Genomic DNA, 20,498 nt, shown 5'->3' with positions numbered 1-20,498 from the left:
GAGAGCCATGGCTATCCGACGCAGGCTGGAAACCGACCCGGATCTGGACATCACCTCATTTATGAGCCTGATGACCGTTCTGGTCCCGGTATTGCTTCTGAATATGGTGTTTTCCCATATCTCCGTGCTGAACCTCAACCTTCCGGGATTGAGTGATGCCAGTGTGGAAGAGCAGAAAGAAAACCGGCAACTGGAAATGGTGCTGCGCGCCGAGTACATCGACATCAACTATCCGGCGGGGGTTCGCGTAAAGCGCATTCCCAACCGGGACGGCAAGCCGGACTTGAAGCTGGTGTCGGATGTGCTGCAGGAGATCAAGCGCGCGCTGCGGGATAAGGATATCGACAAGAAAGACCTGGTTATTCTCTCGGAACCCGGCACTCCCTACCGCACCCTGGTGAGCGCCATGGATACCGCACGCTCCTTCCGCGCCGTGGTGGCGGCATCGGTAGTGGACGCGGAACTGTTCCCACAGATCTCCCTGGGCGATGCACCCCAGGGAGGCGTGGCCCAGAGCGGCCAGGGGCAAGATGAACAGCTGGCAGGCAACGGACTATGAAAGCGACGATCGGCGGCAAGCTGAAAGGGCGCAAGACGCGCCGGCATAAAGAAACGAAACTCAACCTGGTTTCGCTGATGGATATTTTCACCATTCTGGTATTTTTCCTGCTGGTGAACTCCTCTGATGTGGAAGTATTGCAGGCAGACAAGACCATCACTCTGCCGGAATCCACTTCTACCCAGAAGCCGGAAACCACAACCGTGGTGCGGGTGAATGGTGACCAGCTGATAGTGGGCAACCGCATGATTGCGAAAGTGGCGGATATCCCCAGTAACGGGGATCAGATCGAGCCACTACTGAATGAATTGAAATACCTCGCCAGCCGCGCCGAGCCCCTGCCGGAAGATAAGGTCGCATTGGGTCGCCCGGTGACCATCCTCGGCGACGAGGAAGTTCCCTACGCACTGCTCAAGCAGATCATGAACACCTGCGCGGCGGCGGATTACCGGGACATCGATCTCGCCGTAACCCAGACGTCGCCGCAAGATCCGGCCGGCCCGGCCGCCGGTCAATAAGGGAGGTAATCGATGACCAGCGCCTCTCTCAGCAGCACACAGACAGCCAATCGTCCGGCGCTTATGCCGTGGCATTACTACAACTCCACTCTGCCGTGGGCCTCTACCGAAGAAGAAGACCAGCGCTTTATCAAGTTCCTCAAATCCGGTTTTGCCGCGTTTGTGGTACTCGGTGCGCTGTTCACGTTCATTCCAGCTCCCGAGCTCACCCGCGAGCAGAAAGAGCAGCTACCGCCGCAGCTGGCCCGGGTAATCCTGGAGAAAAAGGAATTGCCCAAGCCGGTGGAAAAACCCAAACCGAAGCCGGTTGAGAAAAAAATCGAAAAACCCAAAGAGGTTAAAAAAGTAGAGCCCAAACCGGTCGAGAAACCAAAACCCAAGCCCGAACCGATCAAAACCGTCAAGCCCAAACCGCTAACGGAAAAGGCCCCGGCAGAAGAGGTCGCGAAGGCGCGGGAAAAAGCAGCCAATAGTGGGCTGATGCAGCTGCAGGACGACCTGATGGACATGCGCGATAGCCTCGACGTATCCCAGGTGGCCAATGCCAACTCCCTGGCCAGCGGTGCGGCCAACGCGCAAAAAATCGACCGCTCGCTGATTACCGATAAATCCAAGGCTGCCAGTGGTGGTATCAATACCGGCCAACTGAGCCGCAATACCGGTGGTTCGGCATTGTCCGGACGCCAGACTACCCAGGTAGAAGTGGCGGAAGCCCAGGTGGCCGCCAAGTCCAGCAGCAAGGAAGCCCGTCGCGAGCGCGGTACCCGCGGTGAGGAATCCATCCGTCAGGTAATGGAAGCCAATAAAGGGGCAATCTTCGCTATCTACAACCGGGCCTTGCGCCGGGACCCGACACTGGCCGGTAAGGTGACGGTAAAACTGGTGATCGAGCCCAATGGTGTTATCTCCGGCGTAAGTCTGGTGAGCAGTGAGCTGGGCGACCCGGATCTTGAACGCAAACTGCTAGCACGTATCCGACTGATCAATTTTGGCTCCGCCAATGTGGAGAAATCCACATTGAACTACTCGATCGACTTCCTGCCTTCCTGAGCAAGGGTACCGCTGTCATTGGCCACCGGGAACAGGTGGTCTCTGCAGCGGACCTCCTTTGCGGTCACTTTCCCCACACCCCCTATTGATGAGCCCCTGTAAAATACACCGGGACACGCGGTACTTTATTTACCCAGCTTGCCCAGCCCATCCGGCCAGACTTTCCTGTCTATCCTTCATGGAGTGCTGATTTTCACAAAATGACCAGCAAATACATTTGCGCCATCAGATAAACTTCTGGTACAAGTGTCTCACGATAAATGTGACACTCATCACAAAGGAAGCGCCCTGGTGGCCAGTGAAACAAAAGTACAGAAGTCGAGTGGCGACATGTTGACCAGCGTATGGGACCAGCGCAACGCACTGTTTGCGAAAAATAAGACCGAGCTGGCGAAGTTGCAGGTGGATGAGATGGTCAGCCGGGTGTTCAGCAACGGCCCGCACTATCACTATATATTCGACCTCTTTGACCTGGAGCTACTCTACGTTAGCCCACAGATCGAGCAGATTCACGACCTGAACATCGCCACCATGACGTTCCAGGATGTGCTTGCACTGATACACCCGGACGACATGGCGTTTGTGGCCAACGCTGAGTCCACCGCCATCCGGGTCATGCAGCAGCGCGTGGGCATGGATAAAATAACCGACTACAAGTTTTCGTACTGCTTTCGCTTTCGAGTCAAAACCGGTGAGTACCGACTGTTCAATCACCAGTCCATCGTCCTCAATACCGACGACGAGGGCGGTATTGGGAAAGCCCTGAATGTCCACACCGATATTTCACACCTAACCACGGAAAACAACTATCGACTGTCGCTGATCGGTATGAATGGGGAGCCCTCCTATCTGAATATCGATGTGGACAATCACCCGCAGAAAGTGGATCGGGATAAACCGGTATTTACCGAGCGTGAGATATCCGTGATTCAACTGGTCTCGAAAGGGTTGACTAGTGCCCAGATCGGAGAAGCGCTCTCACTCTCCGAATATACGATCAAAAATCACCGCAAACGTATATTGAAAAAAGCGGGCTGCCAGAACATGAGCCAGCTACTGGCCAGCTGTGCCATCGAAGGCTTGATTTGAATCGCGCTCGGGGACATTGGTGTTTAAGCTGGATAATCTGCCAACCTGAAACCAAAACTGGCTTGCCAGCCACAAAGTTCCTTCACGACCGCCTAATGAAATCTGTGCCGGGCACTGCGTATTTGCTATAAACGGATCTCGGGAAATAGATCACGAAACTGCAGGCGGCGGTCACGCACGATAATAACAAGGAAGTATTCATGGGCCTCAAGACGCTCGACGCGGGCAACAACCTGATTTATCGGGCATGGCACAACATTCCAGGCTTTTTCGCCAAACGGAATGTCACTCAGCAGCGATACGAGCTCGATCAGTTTATTGCCACCACTTTCAGCAGCGGCGCCTGCTATTACTATGTTCTCGACTTCCTAAACCTCGACAAACCCATGCTGGTGAGTCCTTCTATCCAATCGATACTGGGACTCGACCCGCAGACCGCGACAATTCAATCATTGATCGAGCGCGGACACCCGGATGACATTCCATTCGCCGCAAAAGCAGAGGAAACTGCCCTGTCGATCCTGAAAAACGAAATCGGTATGGATCAGGTGAAGAACTACAAGATTTCCTACAGCGGGCGTATGCGGGTGGCCGATGGCAGTTACCGATTGTTCAATCACCAGGCAATCATACTGGATACCGACGAACATTTCGGTGTGGCACGGACACTCGGTATTCACACCGATATTTCCCACCTTGCCAGCGGCAGTAACTACACACTCTCGCTGCTGAACCTGTTTGGGGGCGAGAGCTACCTCAATATTGATGTGCTTAATAATCCACAACCGTGTATTACCTCATCACCATCGTTGTTTACCCAGCGGGAAATGGAAATTGTGCGCCTGCTGGCGGATGGAAAAACAAGTGCAGATATCGGGCGCCTGCTAAACATATCGCCACACACGGTCAAAAATCACCGGAAAAATATTCTAAAAAAGTCCGACTGCAAGACAACCGGCCAGCTGGTTTCCAAGAGTGTCAGTGAAGGACTGATCTGAAACCCGGCGCGGTATTACGGTCAGAGAAAGTGAAGGGTCAGCAGTATTTAGGCCCCTAGGGGCTATTGCCCAGGCGTCCGCTTGCGCGCATTCTGATTACTGAGCAGGACGGGCGCCTACCGATGCCCGCGCCAGATACGGATATCGCGCTCACCAACAAATTTTCATCCTGTGAGTTGGTTGTGGCCGCAAGGCTGGCTCTGGGCAAGCCGGGAAAGCTTGCTCCAGAGCACTTTTCTTTTTTATCGTAGTGATTCCACCGCGGTTTTATTACCGGTCGACCGCGTATTCACTGTCAGTTCAAATCTGCCGCATATTGTCGCAATACTTCCAACGGTACAATTTCCAGGGCACGCATATGCGTACGCTGCAGATGGACACGGGGCGCTTTTTCTGCTTTTTGCGCCTCCAGCCAGCGAGCGGCACACAGACACCAGCGGTCGCCGGGTGTCAGCCCGGGAAAACCAAACTCTTCCACCGGCGTACTCAGATCATTGCCGCGCTCTGCAGAAAACTTTAAAAATTCGCGGGTCACCTCCACACAGACAGTGTGAGAGCCCAGGTCCTGGTCGTTGGTGTTACAACAACCGTCGCGAAAGAAACCTGTCAGCGGGTCAGTACTGCAAGGAATAAGCGGATCCCCAAACACGTTGAGTGATTCATGCATTTGCAGGGTAACGGCCATACTTATTCTCCCCCGGTAAGATCGTCAATTTTCTGGATATCGACCAGCTGCCAGCGCAGGCCTCTGCGCTGTAGTTGCAGCTGCACCAACTCATTATTATCACCATTGCCACAGATGACCTCCACTGTGCTGAGACCGCTAAAGTACCAGTGTTCCATATGCCAATGGTGATCGTGCTCAGTGCCGTCGCTATCATCTGCAACGCCGCGCCCGGATTGAACCGGAGGTTTTTCAGCACCCTGTGACCTACGCTTCCCTGTACCAAGGCTACCTAGTTCACGCTCGAACTCTCGCCAGTCACGCTGGCCCTGTATCAATTGGGTGATTCCCTCCGGACTGATCACGCGCTCGAGCAATGGCCCAAGAAACAGGTCTGCGCCCGCGTTGAACAGCTCCCCCAGCTGCGGGGGCACATCGTCTCCCAGGGATCGATGCATTTCTTCCTGCAAGCGCTGACGAATATTGCCTCGCAGGACTGGGAAATCCACGTAGCGCTCAATTTTGGCGGCATCATTATGCTGCGCCGCTTCAATTAACTGACGTGCGGAATACCAGGGCAGGGCGGCGTACATCATTGCCAGAAAGAGCAGCACCAGCCCAATACGCAGCAGCCATTTTCCGGTCATCTGCACAGCTCTCACATCTAATCGCGATCCCGGGTAAGCGAGATGCGTTCTTCAAGGTGAGGGTGAGTACTGAGATACTTCAGCCACTCGCCCTCTCGCTCCGCGGCTGGATCCACGTCGTGATCTGCCACGTCCTCATTGTTACAACCACTGTCCATTTCACAGCGTTTATTCTGGTAAAGCTTGGTCAGCATATCCGCCAGCGCTTGCGGGGAGTGGCCGCGTTCCCGCAGCATCTGCACCGCGTAGTCGTCAGACTCCAGCTCAAACTGACGGGAATAGGATAGCTGGGTAAATACCACGGGCGCGGTCAGCAACAGATCTCCCAATGCGGACACTTCACCGGTAATCAAGGCCAATGTCAGGGAGATCGCCGAGCCCTGAATTACGTGCCTAAGCGAGTGGCGGTGCGCCACATGCCCAAGCTCGTGCCCAAACACCGCCAACAACTCTTCATCGGTATCCGCCAGGGCTATGATTTCATCGGTAAATATGATCGTGCCATCGGGCAGAGCAAAGGCATTCGCCCCCTGATCGCCACCGCCATAAAAACGCAGTTTTTCGATCGGATAGTCCGGGGCAAACCCTTGGAAGGTATCGCGAATTTCCTGCTGCCGCTGTGCACTCAGGGTAGTTTCCTCGAGCTGAAATTCCTCGAGAAATTTCAGGGTCTCCTGGGCAGACCGATTCAGCAGATCTGCGGGAAGCCGTTCAGCCAGGACCTTACTGCCAACCGGGACACCCCAGGTGAAATACCCCCAAATGAGTGCTGCCACGACCACCGTAGCCAACACCACCATACCAAGATGGTTTTCCAGCCGATGGATGAATGCGAATCCGCGGCCACCCAGGTCACTGCTCAAGCGATCCAGATGCTCGTGATCTTCACTCTCAAACTGACCTGACTGCCCGGCAAAGTGGAGGTAGCGCGGTGTACGGCCGAGTTTTGCAGACAGCTTCAATTCACTGTGCGGTGCACGTCTTAACTCCTGACCGTCAACAGAGAGGTAAACCCGCCCTTCGAGGCAGCGCAGCTCCGCAGGCAAAACGGCGCTGGTTGCGCCGTCCTGCCACTTTCCTTTGATGATGTATTGCATGATGATCGGTGCAGTTAGATTCCCACTTCCATATCAAACACATCGCCAAACTCTTCACCGAAGGCGGATTCATCCGGCTGGCTGATCGCCGCGAATTTATCCAGATCCTGCGTAACATTGAGTGCGGTATGTTCGGCCGCGTAGTGTGCAACGCGCACCTTGGCCCAGGGGATGAAAAGCCCAAGCGTAATGATGGTCATCAGAAAGTTGGTCACCATCAGCAGACCGTAGGATTTCATCTGGTAACGAGCCTTGAAATCGTTGTCGGCCAGGCTGGTGCTGTTGAAAATAAGGTTCTGCATATTGGTCACGAAGTACAGGATACCCACCGCGTAACCAGCCAGGGCGGCAACACCGGAAAGAATACCCAGCGGCGCATAGATCAGTGCCAGCACCACCCCCACCAGGGATCCCGCAATCAACCCTGCGAGACCAATACCGATGGCGATAAATACCAGTCCGTAAAAATCTCCTACCTTGGCACGGAACGCAAAGCTTTTATTGCCGTAGCGATGATTATCAATCACGTACTGCTTCTGCTTAAAGATCATAAACGGTGACAGCAGACCAAGGCTCAGCGTAGCCAGGATCGGCCAGCCGAGATAATTTACCAGCGCATCGGTGTAGCGGCCCACAAACCGGAAGCGGATATTGCGGTAAGTACTATTGCGCGCGTAGAACGCAAAGGTCCGGTTCAGTACCCACGGGAAGACAAAAATCAGCCCAAGGCTGAGAATCAGCCCCGCCACCGGTGATACGTTGTAAATCGCCATAAATGCGACCAGTAACCCAATGGCGATCAGGCGACCAATAAGCATCTTTTTCGGGTCGGCGGTAAAGGCAAAGCTGGCATTATCCAGACTGGTATTGCCGTAAAAGTACTGAGCGTTGCGGACCTTCGCCCAGGGCGCATAGAGGCCCAGGGTTACAATGGTCAGCAGGATATTCACGATCCAGATCTTGAAGTACTCGTAGCCATTTCCGGAAAACACGAAACCGATATGGCGCTTGCCTTCCGTTTCGCCACCCCCACAGCCACCGGCGGGGGGTACCTGGCTGGCCTCTGGTGTCGGCGTCTCCACAGCCTGGCGGGCAGAAGAGGTCGATGATGCCGCGCTGGTCACCTCGTCGGACGCATCTTCGCCAGCTTCCATCGGCTCCAGTGCCAGCGCCTCTTCGCGCACACTGGCAACCGCACGCCGCGCACCGATACCGAGATCCGCCAGCTTGCGCTCGTAACGCTCGGCGAGGTCCTCGGGAATCTCACGCTTAACCACGGTTGGCGCGTTGGCAAACATCTCCCGGGCGCGCTCTTCGCTGATTCCGGCGTAGCGGGCCAGCGCCGCAACGGCTTCCTGCTGGCTTTTCCCCCCAACCGCTTCACCGGTAATTTCAATATTGTATTTATCGTTCACTGATCAATCCTTGTTCGATTCTTTTGTTTTTTGCATTCGCACAGCCATGATGCCACAAGTGACGATGGTCACCTACGCGCTGCTGCCGATGTCACCAGGGTGGGGCATATCGTCGCAGTCGCTTCCGTCCGGCAATGCCACTGGTAGCCTTTTTTGCCCCAGGGCCGTTTACACGGACCGCGGATGCACACGACCCCCTATAGCAAGGAATCACCAATGAATCGTTTCGGGAAACTTTTCCCCTGTTTGCCCCCTCTCGCGCTTGCCATCGGCAGTATGCCGGCGCTAAGCCATGACAGCACGCTGCCTGTGTATCTGCCCGAGAGTCACGCACCCGCAGGTATCATGGCGGATCATCTGCATCGGCAGGGGGAGTGGATGCTCGGTTACCGTTACATGCGCGAGACCTTCTCTGGGCTGTATTCCGGTTCGCAAAAGACCAGCACCGCGGCGGCGGGGCACGCGGGCTACGCCATGGTGCCCACAGACATGACCATGGAAATGCATATGCTCGACATCATGTACGCGGTCAGCGACAGCCTGACCCTGATGTTCATGCCCCAGACCATGAGTATGGATATGACCATGGCAATGACAGGTACCGGGCACGACCATACCGGAGGTATGGACGCCATGAATGCGATGGGTGGTATGAATCATGATATGACCATGCACGCCAGTCACAGCCATGGCACCAGCGGCACCGGCGATACCGTGTTCGCCGGGCTGTTTCGCCTTGCAGACACCGGCAACTACAAGCTTCACGGCACACTGGGTGTCAGCGCACCCACCGGCGACGTCAATTTGAAAAATGCAGATGGCACTTACGTGCATTACGGCATGCAGTTGGGAAGCGGCACTTGGGACCTGATGCCTTCACTGACCTATACCGGCGGTCACGAGCGGCTCAGTTGGGGAGCCCAGACCAGTGCCCGACTACCCTTGCAGGACGAAAATGATTCCGGTTTCAGCTTCGGGGAGCGCTATGGTGCCACCGCCTGGAGTGCCTACCGACTGGCGGACTGGGTGAGCGTTTCCGCACGCCTGGGCTACACCAAGCAGCACGACATCAATGGCCACTACAATGGCCCTCACAATCACGCCAGCCCGTCGGACCTGCAGGGGAATTACGGCGGAGAGTTTGTCGATGCTGCACTCGGAGCAAACCTGGTGCCGCAGTCGGGGCCTTTTGCCGGCGTGCGACTGGGCGTAGAGTGGACGAGCAGTGTGTCCGCGCACTACAACGGCTATCAGCTGGGGCGCGATGACGGCCTCAATATGAGTCTGTCCTACGCACTCTGAAGATTGGAGAGGGGCCCGATGTACTTGCCACCGGGGCCGCTTTCAGGCGCCTGCGCTCAGAAACGGTAGCTGAAATTGACCGTGAGGGTGCGCAGGTGGCCGAGGTCGAAGCGCACATCGTCGACGCCGTCGTAGTAATAAAACTTGGTGTCAACGTCGTTATAGTTGTACTCGATGGACGTGTTGAAATCCTTGGTCCAGTTGTAGCGGTAGCCGACACCGGCATTCCAGTAATTGTCATCCGCGTTATCGTCGAGATCATAAATCAGCCCGCGACGCTCGATGGAATCCACATCAAACTCGCCGTAGTTCCAGCCGACCATCCAGTAAAGACACTGCACATCACAGCTAACGGTGAAGTCTACCTTGGCACCGATACCCCACTGGTCTACCGACACACTGCCATCGTCAAAACCCGTGTAACGGAGCTCTACCTGCCAGATACCCGCATCGGGGGTAACTCCGATACTGGCATACCCGGCAAAGTCCTGCTCGTCGTTGATCTGCAGCTCACCCACACCGAGGCCAACGGTGCCGACGATGTGGTATTCGCCGTTACAGTATCCATCGATAGGGTTGTTCCACTGCGCCAGCGCGCTGTTGGAGGCCAGAGCCGAGGCGAACAAAGCCAGAAGAAATACCAGTGCTTTCATTATTTGACTTCCCTGTTTAACCGCGCAGAGACCCGCTTGTCTGCGGCATCTGCGCATACTTACTAAAATCCGTATTACGATTGTGTGCGATTCAGGAGCGAGGGCTGAAGGCGTTCTGCTCGATATCGATGATTGCCCAGACACCGCCGGCAAACGCAGGATTTTTCCGCAGTTTTTCCAGGTCGCCGGGCTCCGGCGGCGCATCGCCAGCGTCCTGAATCTCATCGAGCCGGCCGGCGATCGTTTCCGCCATTTTCTGCAGTGCAGCTTCCAGCGAATCTCCGTGGCAGTGGCAATGCGGCAGGTCGGGTGCGATGGCACCGTAACCGGCGAATTCAATATTGTGGACCACAACCGGATAACGCATGGGCTTTCTCTTTTAAGTTAACTTTTATCCCACCAAGCGTAGACCCAATTGTTCAGACTTGAACAAAATTCTCAGCAAAGAAATTAAATGCGCGACGCACGCGGTAAAAATTGCGGAATTCACAACCGGAGAAGAAAAACTTTCCTGGAAAGGACGAAATCAGCGGGGGATACGCCCGAGAAGTGCGCGACGGGAAAAGATCATTTCCCGGTAGGTCTGTTGCAGCGAATGGTCCGGCAGCTGATCCGCAGTCTGCAGATCCTGCAGCTGCCGTGACAGCCAGGTAATCTCCACCTGCAGTCGCTGGCGCAGATGACGGGTTTCGGTTTCGTTGACGTTCACATGGGCAGCGCGGGTACAGGCCATGGCTTTACCTCCCAATCCCTGTATTGGATAGAGCAGGTGGATGGAACCGACTGCCAGCATTTGCTTGTTGCGCTCAACAGACAGGTGTCGTTAAAAACAACGGCGGCAGGCGAGTAATAAGGTTAAGCCTAGACCAGAACCGCACATTTTACCGGGCGTCACGCGGCGGTCTGTGGGGGCAGCCATGCAACTGCCCCGTGGACCGGCAGGTCATAGCATCAACCCAGCAAAAGGGTTTTCCAATCAAAAGACGGGTCACCAATCACATAGAAGAACGGATTGAGCAACTCTTCTTTCTGGTTGTAACGCAACAGCTCGAACTTATCGTCTACCACCACGCCACCGGCCGCTTCCACTACCGCCTGTGCCGCCGCGGTATCCCACTCACAGGTTAACGCCAGACGCGGATACAGGTCCGCCGCACCTTCTGCAACCAGGCACAGCTTCAACGAGCTGCCCATGTTCTTAAGCCCGGTCTCACCCAGCGCACCCTCGATGCGCTCCAGCAGCGCATCCACCGCACCGGCACCGTGACTGCGGCTCGCCACCACCTCGATCGGCTGCTTCGCCTCCAGACGCGGTTGCATCGCCCGCACTGCGATCACCTTCTCACCGGATGCATCCCGCTTGATCGCTCCCAGGGACCTGGCGCCCGCATAGGTAATATCCAGCACCGGCACATGCACCACTCCCAGCACCGGCTCACCATTCTCGATCAGCGCCACGTTTACCGTGAACTCGCCGTTTCGGCGGATAAACTCCTTGGTGCCATCCAGCGGATCGATAATCCAGTAGCGATCCCACTGACCGCGCACATCATAAGACGGCATCTCGCCCTCTTCAGACAGCACCGGCACCCCATCCAGCAGCTTCGCCAGCGCCGGCGCCAGAATCTTGTGTGCCGCCAGATCCGCGGCGGTTACCGGAGAATCATCGGACTTGGTATCCACCTCCAGCTCACCGCTGGCGTTGTACACCTCCAGAATCGCCTCGCCCGCTTCTAATGAAATGGCGATGACCTGATCCAGCAGTTCCCTGCTTACTACGTTTTCCATGATTCCCCCGATAGAAATTTATTCGAATACCACTTGGGTCGACGGGAAGGTGGTGATAGCGGGTATAGCCGTGCGAGACCTTCACCGCCATGGATGGCGGTGCAGAGCCCCCAGGGATGGGTTTACGACGTGTCTCGCAAGGCTGTACCCGGTAGCACCACCGCCACTCAAGTGGCCGGCGCCCCGAAAAAAGAAAGGTGGGATTATACGCAGGCCAGGGCGGGATTTGTGGGTTGATCCCGCGCTGGCCTGGATTGGAATAGCCGTGCAGCTATAGAGAAGGGCGATTACGCCGAGAAGAGGTCTTCGATGGACAGGTAGCGCTCACCAGTGTCATAGCTGAACACCAGCACCCGGCTGCCGGCATCCAGATCCTTCTCCCGCTTCTTCAGCGCCGCCAGCGACGCCCCGGATGAAATCCCGATAAAGATCCCCTCCTTCAACGCACACTGCCGCGCCATTTCAAAGCTGTCCTCCTCACTCACCCCGATGGTGCCATCCAGCGCCTCTTTATCCAGCACCTCCGGCACAAAACCCGCGCCGATGCCCTGCAGGCGGTGCATCCCCTTCTCACCACCGGCAATCACCTGCGACTTCTCCGGCTCCACCGCCAACACCTGCAGATTCGCCATCGACTCCTTCAGCACCTGCGCACAACCGGTAATATGCCCGCCGGTACCCACCCCGGTAATCAGAAAATCCAACCCCTCGGGAAAATCCGCCAGAATCTCTCGCGCCGTCGTATTCTTGTGCGCCGTCACATTCGCCGGATTCTTGAACTGTTGCGGCATCCAGCTGTTTTCATGCTGGGAGAGGATTTCCTCCGCCATCGCAATGGCCCCGGGCATACCGTTTTCCTTCGGGGTGAGTACCAACTCCGCCCCCATCGCCTTCATGATCTTGCGCCGCTCCACCGACATGGACTCCGGCATGGTCAGAATCAGGCGATAACCCTTTACCGCTGCCACCATCGCCAGGCCGATACCGGTATTGCCGGACGTCGGCTCCACGATCACGCCACCCGGCTGCAGCGCCCCGGATTTCTCCGCATCCTCGATCATTCCGAGAGCAATCCGGTCCTTGATACTGCTGCCTGGATTGAAGCGCTCCACTTTCATCCACACCTCGATGTCGTCGCGAAAGAGATGGTTGATGCGTACGTGGGGCGTGTTGCCGATGGTTTCGAGAATATTATTGGCCTTCATCTGTCACTCCTTGAATGGACAAAAGGGATTGGCGTGTTCGAACCTGAAAACAGAAAATGGAATTCGTGGTCGAAAATGTCACCGCGCAGTGGATTGTACGGCGCAGCAGATTCGCGAATACTCGGGCAAGAATACTCCCCAAAGCAGCAAATATAAAAATGATGGAGAAGCCCATGTCGACGATAGCGATGCAATCCCAGTCAGTCAGCGGACTCAAACCGTTCCCCACGCTCGTGTTTAGCACTGGTGCTCTGGTTTATATGACTCTGGATACGCTGGGCACAAGCGCCCTATGGATGGCAGCACTGAAAATCGTACCCATCACCGCGCTCTGCTGGCTGGCCGCGGGCGCGCTCCGCGGCGCCACCCGGACACTTACATTGGCTGCACTCATCTTGTCTGCGATCGGCGATGTTCTGCTGGCCGTCCCTTTCGACAATCACTTTGTATTTGGCCTGGGGGCCTTTCTGCTGGCCCAGCTGACCTACGCCGGTAACTTTCTGCGCAACCCGCGACTGGATAGTCGCAGATTTGCGTTGCGCGGCGCTGCCATTGTGCTGGCCGCACTCCTTCTGGCCCGGCAGGTACTCCCCGGTGCAGGCGAACTCGGACTGCCGGTAGTCCTCTACATTGTGGCCATTGTATTTATGGCGCTGTCAGCAGCAGCGCACCGCAGTGGCTCTTCACTGCTGTTTGCCGGCGCGGTGACTTTTATGGTTTCCGATGCGCTGATTGCTCTGAACCGCTTTGTAGATCCGATTCCTCTGGCTGGCACATGGATCATGCTGACCTATTACGGCGCACAGGCTCTGCTGGTTACCGGGTTGATTCGCGCGGAGTTGGCGCGCCCGGAAGCTTGAGGGCATAATAGCCGACCAATTTTTGATCAGCCGCGGGTGCTCCCCGCGGGTTAGGGTGGATATGCTGGACTGGAGCCGAATCGATACGGTGCTGTTGGATATGGACGGCACCCTGCTGGATCTGCATTACGACAATCACTTCTGGATGGAGCATCTGCCCCTGCGCTATGCAGAGGCGAATGGTATTTCTGTGCTTGAGGCGCAGGCGCTGGTGATCCGCATGACCGATGAGTTGCGGGGCACCCTGGACTGGTACTGCCTGCAGTATTGGTCGGATGTGTTGAAGCTGGATGTGCCGGCGATTTACCGTGAGATTGAGGATCGGATCGCGCTGCGCCCGCACACGGACAATTTCCTGCGCAGCCTGCGCACGATGAAGAAGCGCACTCTGTTGGTGACCAATGCGCACCCTGATGGCCTGAGTCACAAGCTGGAAATTACCGGTATTGATCAGTGGTTGGATGAGATTGTGTCCTCCCACGACCTGGGTCATGCGAAAGAGAGCACTCTGTTCTGGCATTCCCTGCAGGAGCGCCAGCCGTTTGATCCGGCGCGCACGTTGTTTGTAGATGACAACCTGCATGTACTGGGTGCGGCGCAGGAATATGGCATCGAGCACCTGCTTTGTATCCGCCAGCCTGACAGTAAAAGCCCGGTTCGGGAGATTACCGAGTTTCCGGCGATTCATGATTTTGATGAGATTCTTCGGGCTTCTTAGTACTTTCCAGTTTTTTAAAGTTCTTTATTACCTGTGGTGGCGGCCTGGCACTGGGTGGCGCTTTCCAGGACCGAGCTAGGCGCCCCCCTGTTAACCCATCCCTGGGCGCTGCGGCGCAAACATCCTGTTTGCGACGCTCCTGGAAAGCGCCACCCAGCACCCGCCCTTCGCATTTGACAGTTTTACTTCGTAGTAATTTTTGATGGAAAAAGTACGTATTGATAAGTGGCTTTGGGCCGCGCGATTTTTTAAAACCCGCAGCATTGCCAAGCAGGCAATTGAAGGCGGCAAGGTGCATGCGGAAGGGCAGCGGGTGAAAGCCAGTAAGGAAATTGCCACCGGCACACTGCTGACCATTCGCCAAGGTTGGGATGAAAAAGTGGTGGAGGTACTTGTACTTTCAGACCAGCGCCGTGGTGCGGATATCGCACAGACATTGTATCGGGAGACCGAAGACAGTATTGCCAAGCGCGAACAGTTTGCGGCGGATCGCAAGGCGAATAACGCAAATATTTCCCACGAGCGCCCGAACAAGAAACAGCGCCGGCAGATCCACAGGTTCCTGCGGGAGTCGCAAGACTAACGCACTCCCTGCCACCCCCACTGGATGCCGGGTCAAGCCCGGCATGACGATTCGTCCACGCACTGTCATCCCGGACTCGATCCGGGATCCAGACGCTACGAAGTACGGAAGCTAAATGCTAAGGCCGGGCGTCGGGTACAGGTTTTCAGGCGCGTCGCAAACAGGGACGTTTGCGACGCAGCGTACATGGATGTACTCGCAGCGGTCCTGAAAACCTGTACCCGACGCCCGGCCGCCACACAGCCCCAAAAGAACGAACCCCACAACCCGACAACAGAGCACAAACCCGCCAAAGTGCTAAACTGGCCCAGACCCACAAATAATCAAGACTCGACGCCGTAATGAAACACCTGCTGAAACCCTGCCTGTTCAAACTGGGCCTGCTGATTCTCTGCTTCTCCCAACTCGTCCACGCCGACAGCCGTGAGCGGGAGCAGCTCAAGCGCTCGATCATCAAGATCTACACCACCGCCGCCGCCCCCGACTACTTCAACCCCTGGGCCCTGCTCAACGCTCAGCAACTGTCCGGCTCCGGCGCCGTGATCAAAGGTAAGCAAATCCTTACCAATGCCCACGTTATCGCCAACGGTAGCTTTATCCAGGTACAGCGCCACGGCGACGCGCAGAAATTTCGCGCACGGGTCAAATTTGTCTCCCACGACGCCGATCTCGCACTGCTCACCGTCGACGACGAAGCCTTCTTCGAGGACACCCGTGCACTCACCTTTGGCAGCCTTCCCGAGCTGCAGGAAGAGGTCACGGTCTACGGCTACCCCATCGGCGGCAAATCCCTGTCCATCACTCGCGGCGTGCTATCCCGGGTGGAACACCAGTATTACGCCCACGCCGAAAGCTACCTGATGGCCGGCCAGATCGACGCCGCCATCAACCCCGGCAACAGCGGTGGCCCGGTGATCTCCAACGGCAAGATCGTTGGCGTCGCCATGCAGACCAATAACAGTAACGGCGCCGAAAACCTGGGCTACTTCGTGCCGCCGAGCGTGATCAACCATGTACTTGAAGACGCCAAAGACGGTGTGCACCAGGGCTTTCCGGAGCTGGGCGCAGTGACCCAGAGCCTGGAGAGCCCCTCCATGAAAGCCGCCGCCGGCCTGGCACCGGATCAGGAGGGCGCGCTGGTGGTGCGGGTGTTTGAGGATGCGCCGGCCGCCCAGGTACTCAAACCCGGCGACGTCCTGTTACAGGTGGACGGTTTCAATATCGCCGCCGATCGCACCATCGAGTGGCGCGAACACCAGCGCACCAACTATCACTACGCGGTGGATCAGTACCACGTGGGCGATCAGCTGCCGGTGCGCTTTGCCCGCGATGGCAAGATCTACAACAAAAAAATCACCCTCGCCGCCACGCCTCCATCCCGCTCTCTGGTACAGGGCGAAAAGTTCGACCAGCGCCCGCGGTATTACATCTATGGCGGCGTGGTCTTTGTGCCGCTGAATATGAACCTGATCAAACGCTGGGGGGGCAACTGGCACTCCAAGGCACCCATCGAATACCTCTACTCGCGCAACCAGTGGTCGAGCCCCGAACAACGGGAGCTGGTGGTAGCGTTAAAGGTGTTACCGGCGCCGGTAAATCTCGGTTACCACGACTGGAAGAACTGGATTATCGAATCGGTCAACGGCGAGAAAATTCGCGACTTCCAGCAGTTCGCGCAGCTGATGGAAACCAGTGAGAGCGAATACATCGAGCTGAAAGACGGTGCCGGCTACCGCATGGTGCTGGACAGCGCAGCGGCGAAGGAACAGCAACCGCTGATCCTGCAGACTTACCAGATTCCGGAGCGTCACTCCCTCGGCCTGTTCGGCACCCTGGCAGAACACGAGCCGTCAGGGACCGGCGAGACGGAGCTCGGCCAAATCCAGTAAATAAACAGACTCACCGAAATGCGTAGAGATGGAATGGCGGAAATGATGCAACGACGACGATCAGTGCTAACCCGGCTGGTACGCGACGCGACAATATTGGCGGCACTTTGCAGTCAATCGACCCTGGCCGCTGAGCTCTACCGCTGGGTCGACAAGGACGGCAAGGTCCATTTCGGTGATCGCCCACCCGTAGAGGCCAAGGCCGAGCCCCTCAGTGGCCAGCTGAAGCCAGTCAACAGCGCAGCCCCCACCCATCGTCAGGATTTCCCCGACCACCGCCGCGGTAATGAGATAGAACAGGAATACGTGGCGCGCAAGCAAACCGAGCAGGTCAACCAGTTGCGACAGCAACAAATTGCCTGTCAGCGTGCGCGCAAGCAGTTGTCCATCCTACAGGGCCCGGTGTACTTCGTGGATGCGGAGGGCAAGGAATCCACCATCAGTGAGCGACAGCGGGTCATTGAAGCGCGCAAACTGGAGGCGCAGATTCGCCGCCTGTGCGGCTAGCCGCCACTCGCACTAACATGGAAGGCTATCGCAATTCTGGCGGGCTGCCCCTAAAATCGCCTCCCCCCACGATAGATAGCGAGGCACACATATGTCGGATCAGTTGGAACGCTTTATCTTCTCCAAGCACGATATTCGTGGTCAGTTGGTCACGCTTACCGATGCTTACCGGGAAGTGCTGACGCAAAACCAACTTCCACTGCCGGTGCAGAAATTGCTTGGGGAATTCCTCGCCGCCTCCTGTCTGCTCGCGACCACACTCAAGTTTGAAGGCATCCTTATGCTGCAGGCCCGCGGTGAAGGCGACGTGCCACTGCTGGTGGCAGAGTGTACGCACCAGAGCGATGTGCGTGGCCTGGCCCGTGTTGCCGAAGGGGCTGAGATCAAAGAGGACGCCACACTGCGCGAGCTGGTGGGCAACCGGGGGGCTCTGGTGATTACCGTGGACCCGCAGGACGGGGAGCGCTACCAGGGCATTGTGCCACTGGAAAAGGACACCCTGGCGGAATGCCTGGAAGACTACTTTACCCAATCCGAACAATTGCAGACCCGCTTCTGGATCGAATCCAGTGCCGATACAGTGGGCGGCATCATGTTGCAGGTGCTGCCGGGTAACAACGCGGCTTCGGCGGTAGAGAACGAAGATGCCTGGGAGACCGGCGTACAGCTGGCTTCGACGGTCACCCCCGAGGAGCTGCACAGCCTGCCTCATGAAGAGTTGCTGTTCCGCCTGTTCCATCAGATGGAACCCGCGAGTCTCGGTACCGCCAATATCCGCTTCAAATGCAGTTGCTCCGCGGATCGCAGTGCGCGGGCGCTGATTGCCATGGGTCCGGAAGATGTCTACCGGCTGCTGGAGGAACAGGGCGGTGAGATTACCGCGGACTGCCAGTTCTGCAACCAGAGCTATCGTTTCGATCGCGACAAGGTCGAAGAGCTGTTCAACGCTCCGCCACACACTCTGCACTGATTCAGTTTCTGTGGCGGTGGCACTGCCATTCGATCAATCCAAAACGCGCCAGACGGCGCGTTTTTTATGCCTGCGAGTCCAGTCCGACACCCTCCCTCTCGGTAAATCCGACTGTAGTAAAAACTACAGAACACCCAATATTCTCCAAAATTATGAAGTAAAAAAACTACATCATAAATTTGAATAAATTTCCGCGAAAAAATTCCCAGATAAGCCCATTTTTGCTCAAACTTTATACAGATCTTCCTGTGATCGGGATTTGAAGTTTGTAATAATGCGCGCGCCAGCAGCCTGGGGCGCCAATTTTATCGCGGCTCCATCTCGCATCTGTTTAGCAACTCCGGGCGGCACCCCCTACTATTTATTTCAGTGATACAACTTTCATGGGTAATAAGCGAATGGCACAGCAAAACGAGTCGGTGCAGGCGTTCTCCAACCTTTCCCCCGCACAACTGGTCGAACAGGCACTGCAGCGCGGCGAAGGCCACCTTACTCACACCGGTGCACTTCTGGCGGTAACCGGCACGCGCACTGGCCGCTCTCCCGCGGACCGCTTCGTGGTGGAAGAACCCTCCACCGCCGACAGTATCGAATGGGGCAACGTGAACCGCCCCTTTCCCGCCGACAAATTCGATGCCCTGTGGAGCCGTGTAGATGACTTCATCGCCAGCCACGACAGCTTTGTACAGCAACTGCACGTGGGTCAGGATGAAGACCACTATATCCCCGTGAAAGTCACTACCCAGACCGCCTGGCACAATCTGTTCGGCCGCAACATGTTTATCCGCGCAGAGAAGTACAACCCCAAGGGCAAGGGAGAGTGGCGCATCCTGCACGCAGCCAACTTCGAGTGTGACCCGTCCCGCGACGGCACCAATTCCGAGGGCTGCGTGATCATCAATTTTGCCCAGCGTAAAGTGCTGCTGGCTGGCATGCGCTATGCCGGTGAGATGAAGAAAGCCATGTTCTCTGTGCAGAACTTCCTGCTGCCGGAAAAAGACGTGATGCCAATGCACTGCGCCGCCAACGTGGGCAAAGACGGCGATGTATGCCTGTTCTTCGGCCTGTCTGGCACCGGTAAGACCACCCTGTCTGCAGACCCCGAACGCTACCTGATTGGCGATGACGAGCACGGCTGGGCCAAGGGCGGCGTATTCAATATGGAAGGCGGCTGCTACGCCAAGACCATCAATCTGAGCCAGAAGAACGAACCGGTGATCTGGGATGCCATCCGCTTCGGCGCCATCGTGGAAAACGTGGTGACCGATGACGCCGGTGTACCGGACTACGACGACACCAGTCTGACCGAGAATGGCCGCTGCTCCTACCCGCTGGAGCACGTGGAAATGCGCCAGCTGGAAAACCGCGCCGGCGAACCGAAAAATGTGATCTTCCTGACCTGCGATGTGACCGGCGTTTTGCCTCCGGTTTCCATCCTGTCCAAGGAAGCGGCGGCTTACCACTTCCTGTCCGGCTACACCGCCCGCGTGGGCTCCACCGAGCTGGGTGCAGAAGCGGGCATCCACCCGACCTTCTCCACCTGCTTCGGCGCACCGTTTATGCCGCGCGCACCGCGCGAGTACGCGGACCTGCTGATGAAGCGTATCGAGGACTTCGGCTCAAAGGTGTACCTGGTCAATACCGGCTGGACCGGCGGCTCTGGCGACAAGGGCAAACGCTTCCCGATCCCGGTTACCCGCGCGGTAGTTGCGGCGATCCAGAGCGGCGCCCTTGAAGCGGCGGAAACCGAACACCTGGATATCATGAATCTGGACATCCCCACTGAAGTACCCGGTGTGGACAAGTCCTACCTGAACCCGCGCAATGCCTGGACCGACCAGGATGCCTACGATGCCGCTGCGAAAAAGCTGGCGGGACTGTTTGCCGAGAACATCGAAAAGTTCTCCGTGAACGCTGACATCAAAAGCGCGGGGCCCAAGGCATAACCCTTTGTTCCCCCCCGGCGGCCTCGCGACCGCCACCCCA

22 protein-coding genes are annotated in these 20,498 nt (G+C 56.7%); 13 read left to right on the top strand and 9 right to left on the bottom strand.

Features of this window, described 5'->3' with window-relative positions:
* The first annotated feature begins 7 nt into the window (after positions 1–7).
* The 5 genes from AAFH99_RS03670 to AAFH99_RS03650 all read left to right on the top strand — a co-directional run bounded on the left by AAFH99_RS03670 (position 8) and on the right by AAFH99_RS03650 (position 4,214).
* Positions 8–559: a biopolymer transporter ExbD gene (locus AAFH99_RS03670; RefSeq protein ID WP_043320025.1), complete on the top strand. Its 552-nt coding sequence runs from the start codon at positions 8–10 to the stop codon at positions 557–559.
* Complete coding sequence (locus AAFH99_RS03665; protein WP_043320024.1) at positions 556–1,077, top strand: biopolymer transporter ExbD; 522 nt, start codon at positions 556–558, stop codon at positions 1,075–1,077. The genes AAFH99_RS03670 and AAFH99_RS03665 overlap by 4 nt, the downstream gene beginning before the upstream one ends.
* Before the next feature lie 12 nt (positions 1,078–1,089).
* Complete coding sequence (locus AAFH99_RS03660) at positions 1,090–2,127, top strand: AgmX/PglI C-terminal domain-containing protein (RefSeq protein ID WP_406828671.1); 1,038 nt, start codon at positions 1,090–1,092, stop codon at positions 2,125–2,127.
* Between the two features lie 291 nt (positions 2,128–2,418).
* Positions 2,419–3,216, top strand: a complete 798-nt coding sequence (locus AAFH99_RS03655; protein ID WP_406828669.1) for a LuxR C-terminal-related transcriptional regulator — start codon at positions 2,419–2,421, stop codon at positions 3,214–3,216.
* Positions 3,217–3,416: 200 nt separating this feature from the next.
* A complete protein-coding gene (locus AAFH99_RS03650) occupies positions 3,417–4,214 on the top strand; it encodes a response regulator transcription factor (protein ID WP_051687282.1) in 798 nt (265 codons plus the stop codon).
* Positions 4,215–4,509: 295 nt separating this feature from the next.
* On the opposite strand, the gene AAFH99_RS03645 is transcribed toward AAFH99_RS03650, so the two are convergent.
* From AAFH99_RS03645 to AAFH99_RS03630, 4 genes are read right to left on the bottom strand one after another with little or no spacing between them, the layout of a single operon-like run.
* Positions 4,510–4,899, bottom strand: a complete 390-nt coding sequence (locus tag AAFH99_RS03645) for a DUF2237 family protein (RefSeq protein ID WP_406828668.1) — start codon at positions 4,897–4,899, stop codon at positions 4,510–4,512.
* Between the two features lie 2 nt (positions 4,900–4,901).
* A complete protein-coding gene (locus AAFH99_RS03640; RefSeq protein ID WP_406828667.1) occupies positions 4,902–5,525 on the bottom strand; it encodes a DUF2939 domain-containing protein in 624 nt (207 codons plus the stop codon).
* Positions 5,526–5,542: 17 nt separating this feature from the next.
* On the bottom strand, positions 5,543–6,622 hold the full coding sequence (locus AAFH99_RS03635) for a M48 family metallopeptidase (RefSeq protein ID WP_043320019.1): 1,080 nt from the start codon (positions 6,620–6,622) through the stop codon (positions 5,543–5,545).
* 14 nt (positions 6,623–6,636) lie between these two features.
* A complete protein-coding gene (locus tag AAFH99_RS03630; RefSeq protein WP_406828665.1) occupies positions 6,637–8,037 on the bottom strand; it encodes a YjgN family protein in 1,401 nt (466 codons plus the stop codon).
* A 216-nt stretch (positions 8,038–8,253) separates the two neighbouring features.
* Here AAFH99_RS03630 and AAFH99_RS03625 point away from each other — a divergent pair, with 216 nt between their 5' ends.
* Entirely contained in the window at positions 8,254–9,339 is a 1,086-nt protein-coding gene (locus AAFH99_RS03625) for a hypothetical protein (RefSeq protein WP_406828664.1), read from the top strand.
* A gap of 56 nt (positions 9,340–9,395) precedes the next feature.
* On the opposite strand, the gene AAFH99_RS03620 is transcribed toward AAFH99_RS03625, so the two are convergent.
* The 5 genes from AAFH99_RS03620 to cysK all read right to left on the bottom strand — a co-directional run bounded on the left by AAFH99_RS03620 (position 9,396) and on the right by cysK (position 12,985).
* Positions 9,396–9,992, bottom strand: a complete 597-nt coding sequence (locus tag AAFH99_RS03620) for an outer membrane protein (RefSeq protein WP_043320017.1) — start codon at positions 9,990–9,992, stop codon at positions 9,396–9,398.
* Between the two features lie 91 nt (positions 9,993–10,083).
* Positions 10,084–10,359, bottom strand: a complete 276-nt coding sequence (locus tag AAFH99_RS03615; RefSeq protein WP_043320016.1) for a type II toxin-antitoxin system HicB family antitoxin — start codon at positions 10,357–10,359, stop codon at positions 10,084–10,086.
* A gap of 159 nt (positions 10,360–10,518) precedes the next feature.
* Complete coding sequence (locus tag AAFH99_RS03610) at positions 10,519–10,785, bottom strand: hypothetical protein (RefSeq protein WP_406828662.1); 267 nt, start codon at positions 10,783–10,785, stop codon at positions 10,519–10,521.
* A gap of 158 nt (positions 10,786–10,943) precedes the next feature.
* Positions 10,944–11,780, bottom strand: coding sequence for a 3'(2'),5'-bisphosphate nucleotidase CysQ (gene cysQ / locus AAFH99_RS03605; RefSeq protein ID WP_406828660.1), 837 nt, complete (start codon positions 11,778–11,780; stop codon positions 10,944–10,946).
* 287 nt (positions 11,781–12,067) lie between these two features.
* Positions 12,068–12,985: a cysteine synthase A gene (gene cysK, locus AAFH99_RS03600; protein ID WP_043320013.1), complete on the bottom strand. Its 918-nt coding sequence runs from the start codon at positions 12,983–12,985 to the stop codon at positions 12,068–12,070.
* A gap of 173 nt (positions 12,986–13,158) precedes the next feature.
* On the opposite strand from cysK, the gene AAFH99_RS03595 reads away from it, so the two are divergent.
* The 7 genes from AAFH99_RS03595 (at position 13,159) to AAFH99_RS03565 (ending at position 20,458) form a co-directional block, all read left to right on the top strand.
* Complete coding sequence (locus tag AAFH99_RS03595) at positions 13,159–13,845, top strand: lysoplasmalogenase (protein ID WP_043320585.1); 687 nt, start codon at positions 13,159–13,161, stop codon at positions 13,843–13,845.
* 61 nt (positions 13,846–13,906) lie between these two features.
* Positions 13,907–14,563: a GMP/IMP nucleotidase gene (gene yrfG / locus AAFH99_RS03590; RefSeq protein ID WP_043320584.1), complete on the top strand. Its 657-nt coding sequence runs from the start codon at positions 13,907–13,909 to the stop codon at positions 14,561–14,563.
* A 202-nt stretch (positions 14,564–14,765) separates the two neighbouring features.
* Positions 14,766–15,146, top strand: coding sequence for an RNA-binding S4 domain-containing protein (locus AAFH99_RS03585; protein WP_043320012.1), 381 nt, complete (start codon positions 14,766–14,768; stop codon positions 15,144–15,146).
* A gap of 341 nt (positions 15,147–15,487) precedes the next feature.
* The gene (locus AAFH99_RS03580; RefSeq protein WP_043320011.1) at positions 15,488–17,035 is read left to right on the top strand and encodes a serine protease; all 1,548 of its coding nucleotides are present in this window, start codon (positions 15,488–15,490) and stop codon (positions 17,033–17,035) included.
* 42 nt (positions 17,036–17,077) lie between these two features.
* Positions 17,078–17,542 carry a DUF4124 domain-containing protein gene (locus AAFH99_RS03575; RefSeq protein WP_197023843.1) on the top strand — a complete coding sequence of 155 codons (465 nt, stop codon included), beginning with the start codon at positions 17,078–17,080 and terminating at the stop codon, positions 17,540–17,542.
* 91 nt (positions 17,543–17,633) lie between these two features.
* Positions 17,634–18,512, top strand: coding sequence for an Hsp33 family molecular chaperone HslO (gene hslO, locus AAFH99_RS03570; protein WP_043320009.1), 879 nt, complete (start codon positions 17,634–17,636; stop codon positions 18,510–18,512).
* 398 nt (positions 18,513–18,910) lie between these two features.
* A complete protein-coding gene (locus tag AAFH99_RS03565; protein ID WP_406828657.1) occupies positions 18,911–20,458 on the top strand; it encodes a phosphoenolpyruvate carboxykinase in 1,548 nt (515 codons plus the stop codon).
* The last annotated feature ends 40 nt before the right edge of the window (positions 20,459–20,498 follow it).

The organism is Microbulbifer sp. ARAS458-1 (assembly GCF_045348205.1).
Lineage (GTDB): Bacteria > Pseudomonadota > Gammaproteobacteria > Pseudomonadales > Cellvibrionaceae > Microbulbifer.
Note: the sequence above shows the minus strand (reverse complement) of the source record. Positions and strands in the feature narration are given on the sequence as shown.

What these genes read in the sequence shown, in the direction of transcription:
- AAFH99_RS03575 (WP_197023843.1), top strand. Translation starts at nt 17,078, where the DNA reads ATGATGCAACGACGACGATCAGTGCTAACCCGGCTGGTACGCGACGCG.
- AAFH99_RS03620 (WP_043320017.1), bottom strand. Translation starts at nt 9,992, where the DNA reads ATGAAAGCACTGGTATTTCTTCTGGCTTTGTTCGCCTCGGCTCTGGCC.
- AAFH99_RS03615 (WP_043320016.1), bottom strand. Translation starts at nt 10,359, where the DNA reads ATGCGTTATCCGGTTGTGGTCCACAATATTGAATTCGCCGGTTACGGT.
- AAFH99_RS03610 (WP_406828662.1), bottom strand. Translation starts at nt 10,785, where the DNA reads ATGCTGGCAGTCGGTTCCATCCACCTGCTCTATCCAATACAGGGATTG.
- AAFH99_RS03635 (WP_043320019.1), bottom strand. Translation starts at nt 6,622, where the DNA reads ATGCAATACATCATCAAAGGAAAGTGGCAGGACGGCGCAACCAGCGCC.
- AAFH99_RS03580 (WP_043320011.1), top strand. Translation starts at nt 15,488, where the DNA reads ATGAAACACCTGCTGAAACCCTGCCTGTTCAAACTGGGCCTGCTGATT.
- hslO (WP_043320009.1), top strand. Translation starts at nt 17,634, where the DNA reads ATGTCGGATCAGTTGGAACGCTTTATCTTCTCCAAGCACGATATTCGT.
- AAFH99_RS03670 (WP_043320025.1), top strand. Translation starts at nt 8, where the DNA reads ATGGCTATCCGACGCAGGCTGGAAACCGACCCGGATCTGGACATCACC.
- AAFH99_RS03595 (WP_043320585.1), top strand. Translation starts at nt 13,159, where the DNA reads ATGTCGACGATAGCGATGCAATCCCAGTCAGTCAGCGGACTCAAACCG.
- AAFH99_RS03645 (WP_406828668.1), bottom strand. Translation starts at nt 4,899, where the DNA reads ATGGCCGTTACCCTGCAAATGCATGAATCACTCAACGTGTTTGGGGAT.
- AAFH99_RS03660 (WP_406828671.1), top strand. Translation starts at nt 1,090, where the DNA reads ATGACCAGCGCCTCTCTCAGCAGCACACAGACAGCCAATCGTCCGGCG.
- AAFH99_RS03625 (WP_406828664.1), top strand. Translation starts at nt 8,254, where the DNA reads ATGAATCGTTTCGGGAAACTTTTCCCCTGTTTGCCCCCTCTCGCGCTT.
- AAFH99_RS03665 (WP_043320024.1), top strand. Translation starts at nt 556, where the DNA reads ATGAAAGCGACGATCGGCGGCAAGCTGAAAGGGCGCAAGACGCGCCGG.
- cysQ (WP_406828660.1), bottom strand. Translation starts at nt 11,780, where the DNA reads ATGGAAAACGTAGTAAGCAGGGAACTGCTGGATCAGGTCATCGCCATT.
- AAFH99_RS03565 (WP_406828657.1), top strand. Translation starts at nt 18,911, where the DNA reads ATGGCACAGCAAAACGAGTCGGTGCAGGCGTTCTCCAACCTTTCCCCC.
- cysK (WP_043320013.1), bottom strand. Translation starts at nt 12,985, where the DNA reads ATGAAGGCCAATAATATTCTCGAAACCATCGGCAACACGCCCCACGTA.
- yrfG (WP_043320584.1), top strand. Translation starts at nt 13,907, where the DNA reads ATGCTGGACTGGAGCCGAATCGATACGGTGCTGTTGGATATGGACGGC.
- AAFH99_RS03640 (WP_406828667.1), bottom strand. Translation starts at nt 5,525, where the DNA reads ATGACCGGAAAATGGCTGCTGCGTATTGGGCTGGTGCTGCTCTTTCTG.
- AAFH99_RS03650 (WP_051687282.1), top strand. Translation starts at nt 3,417, where the DNA reads ATGGGCCTCAAGACGCTCGACGCGGGCAACAACCTGATTTATCGGGCA.
- AAFH99_RS03585 (WP_043320012.1), top strand. Translation starts at nt 14,766, where the DNA reads ATGGAAAAAGTACGTATTGATAAGTGGCTTTGGGCCGCGCGATTTTTT.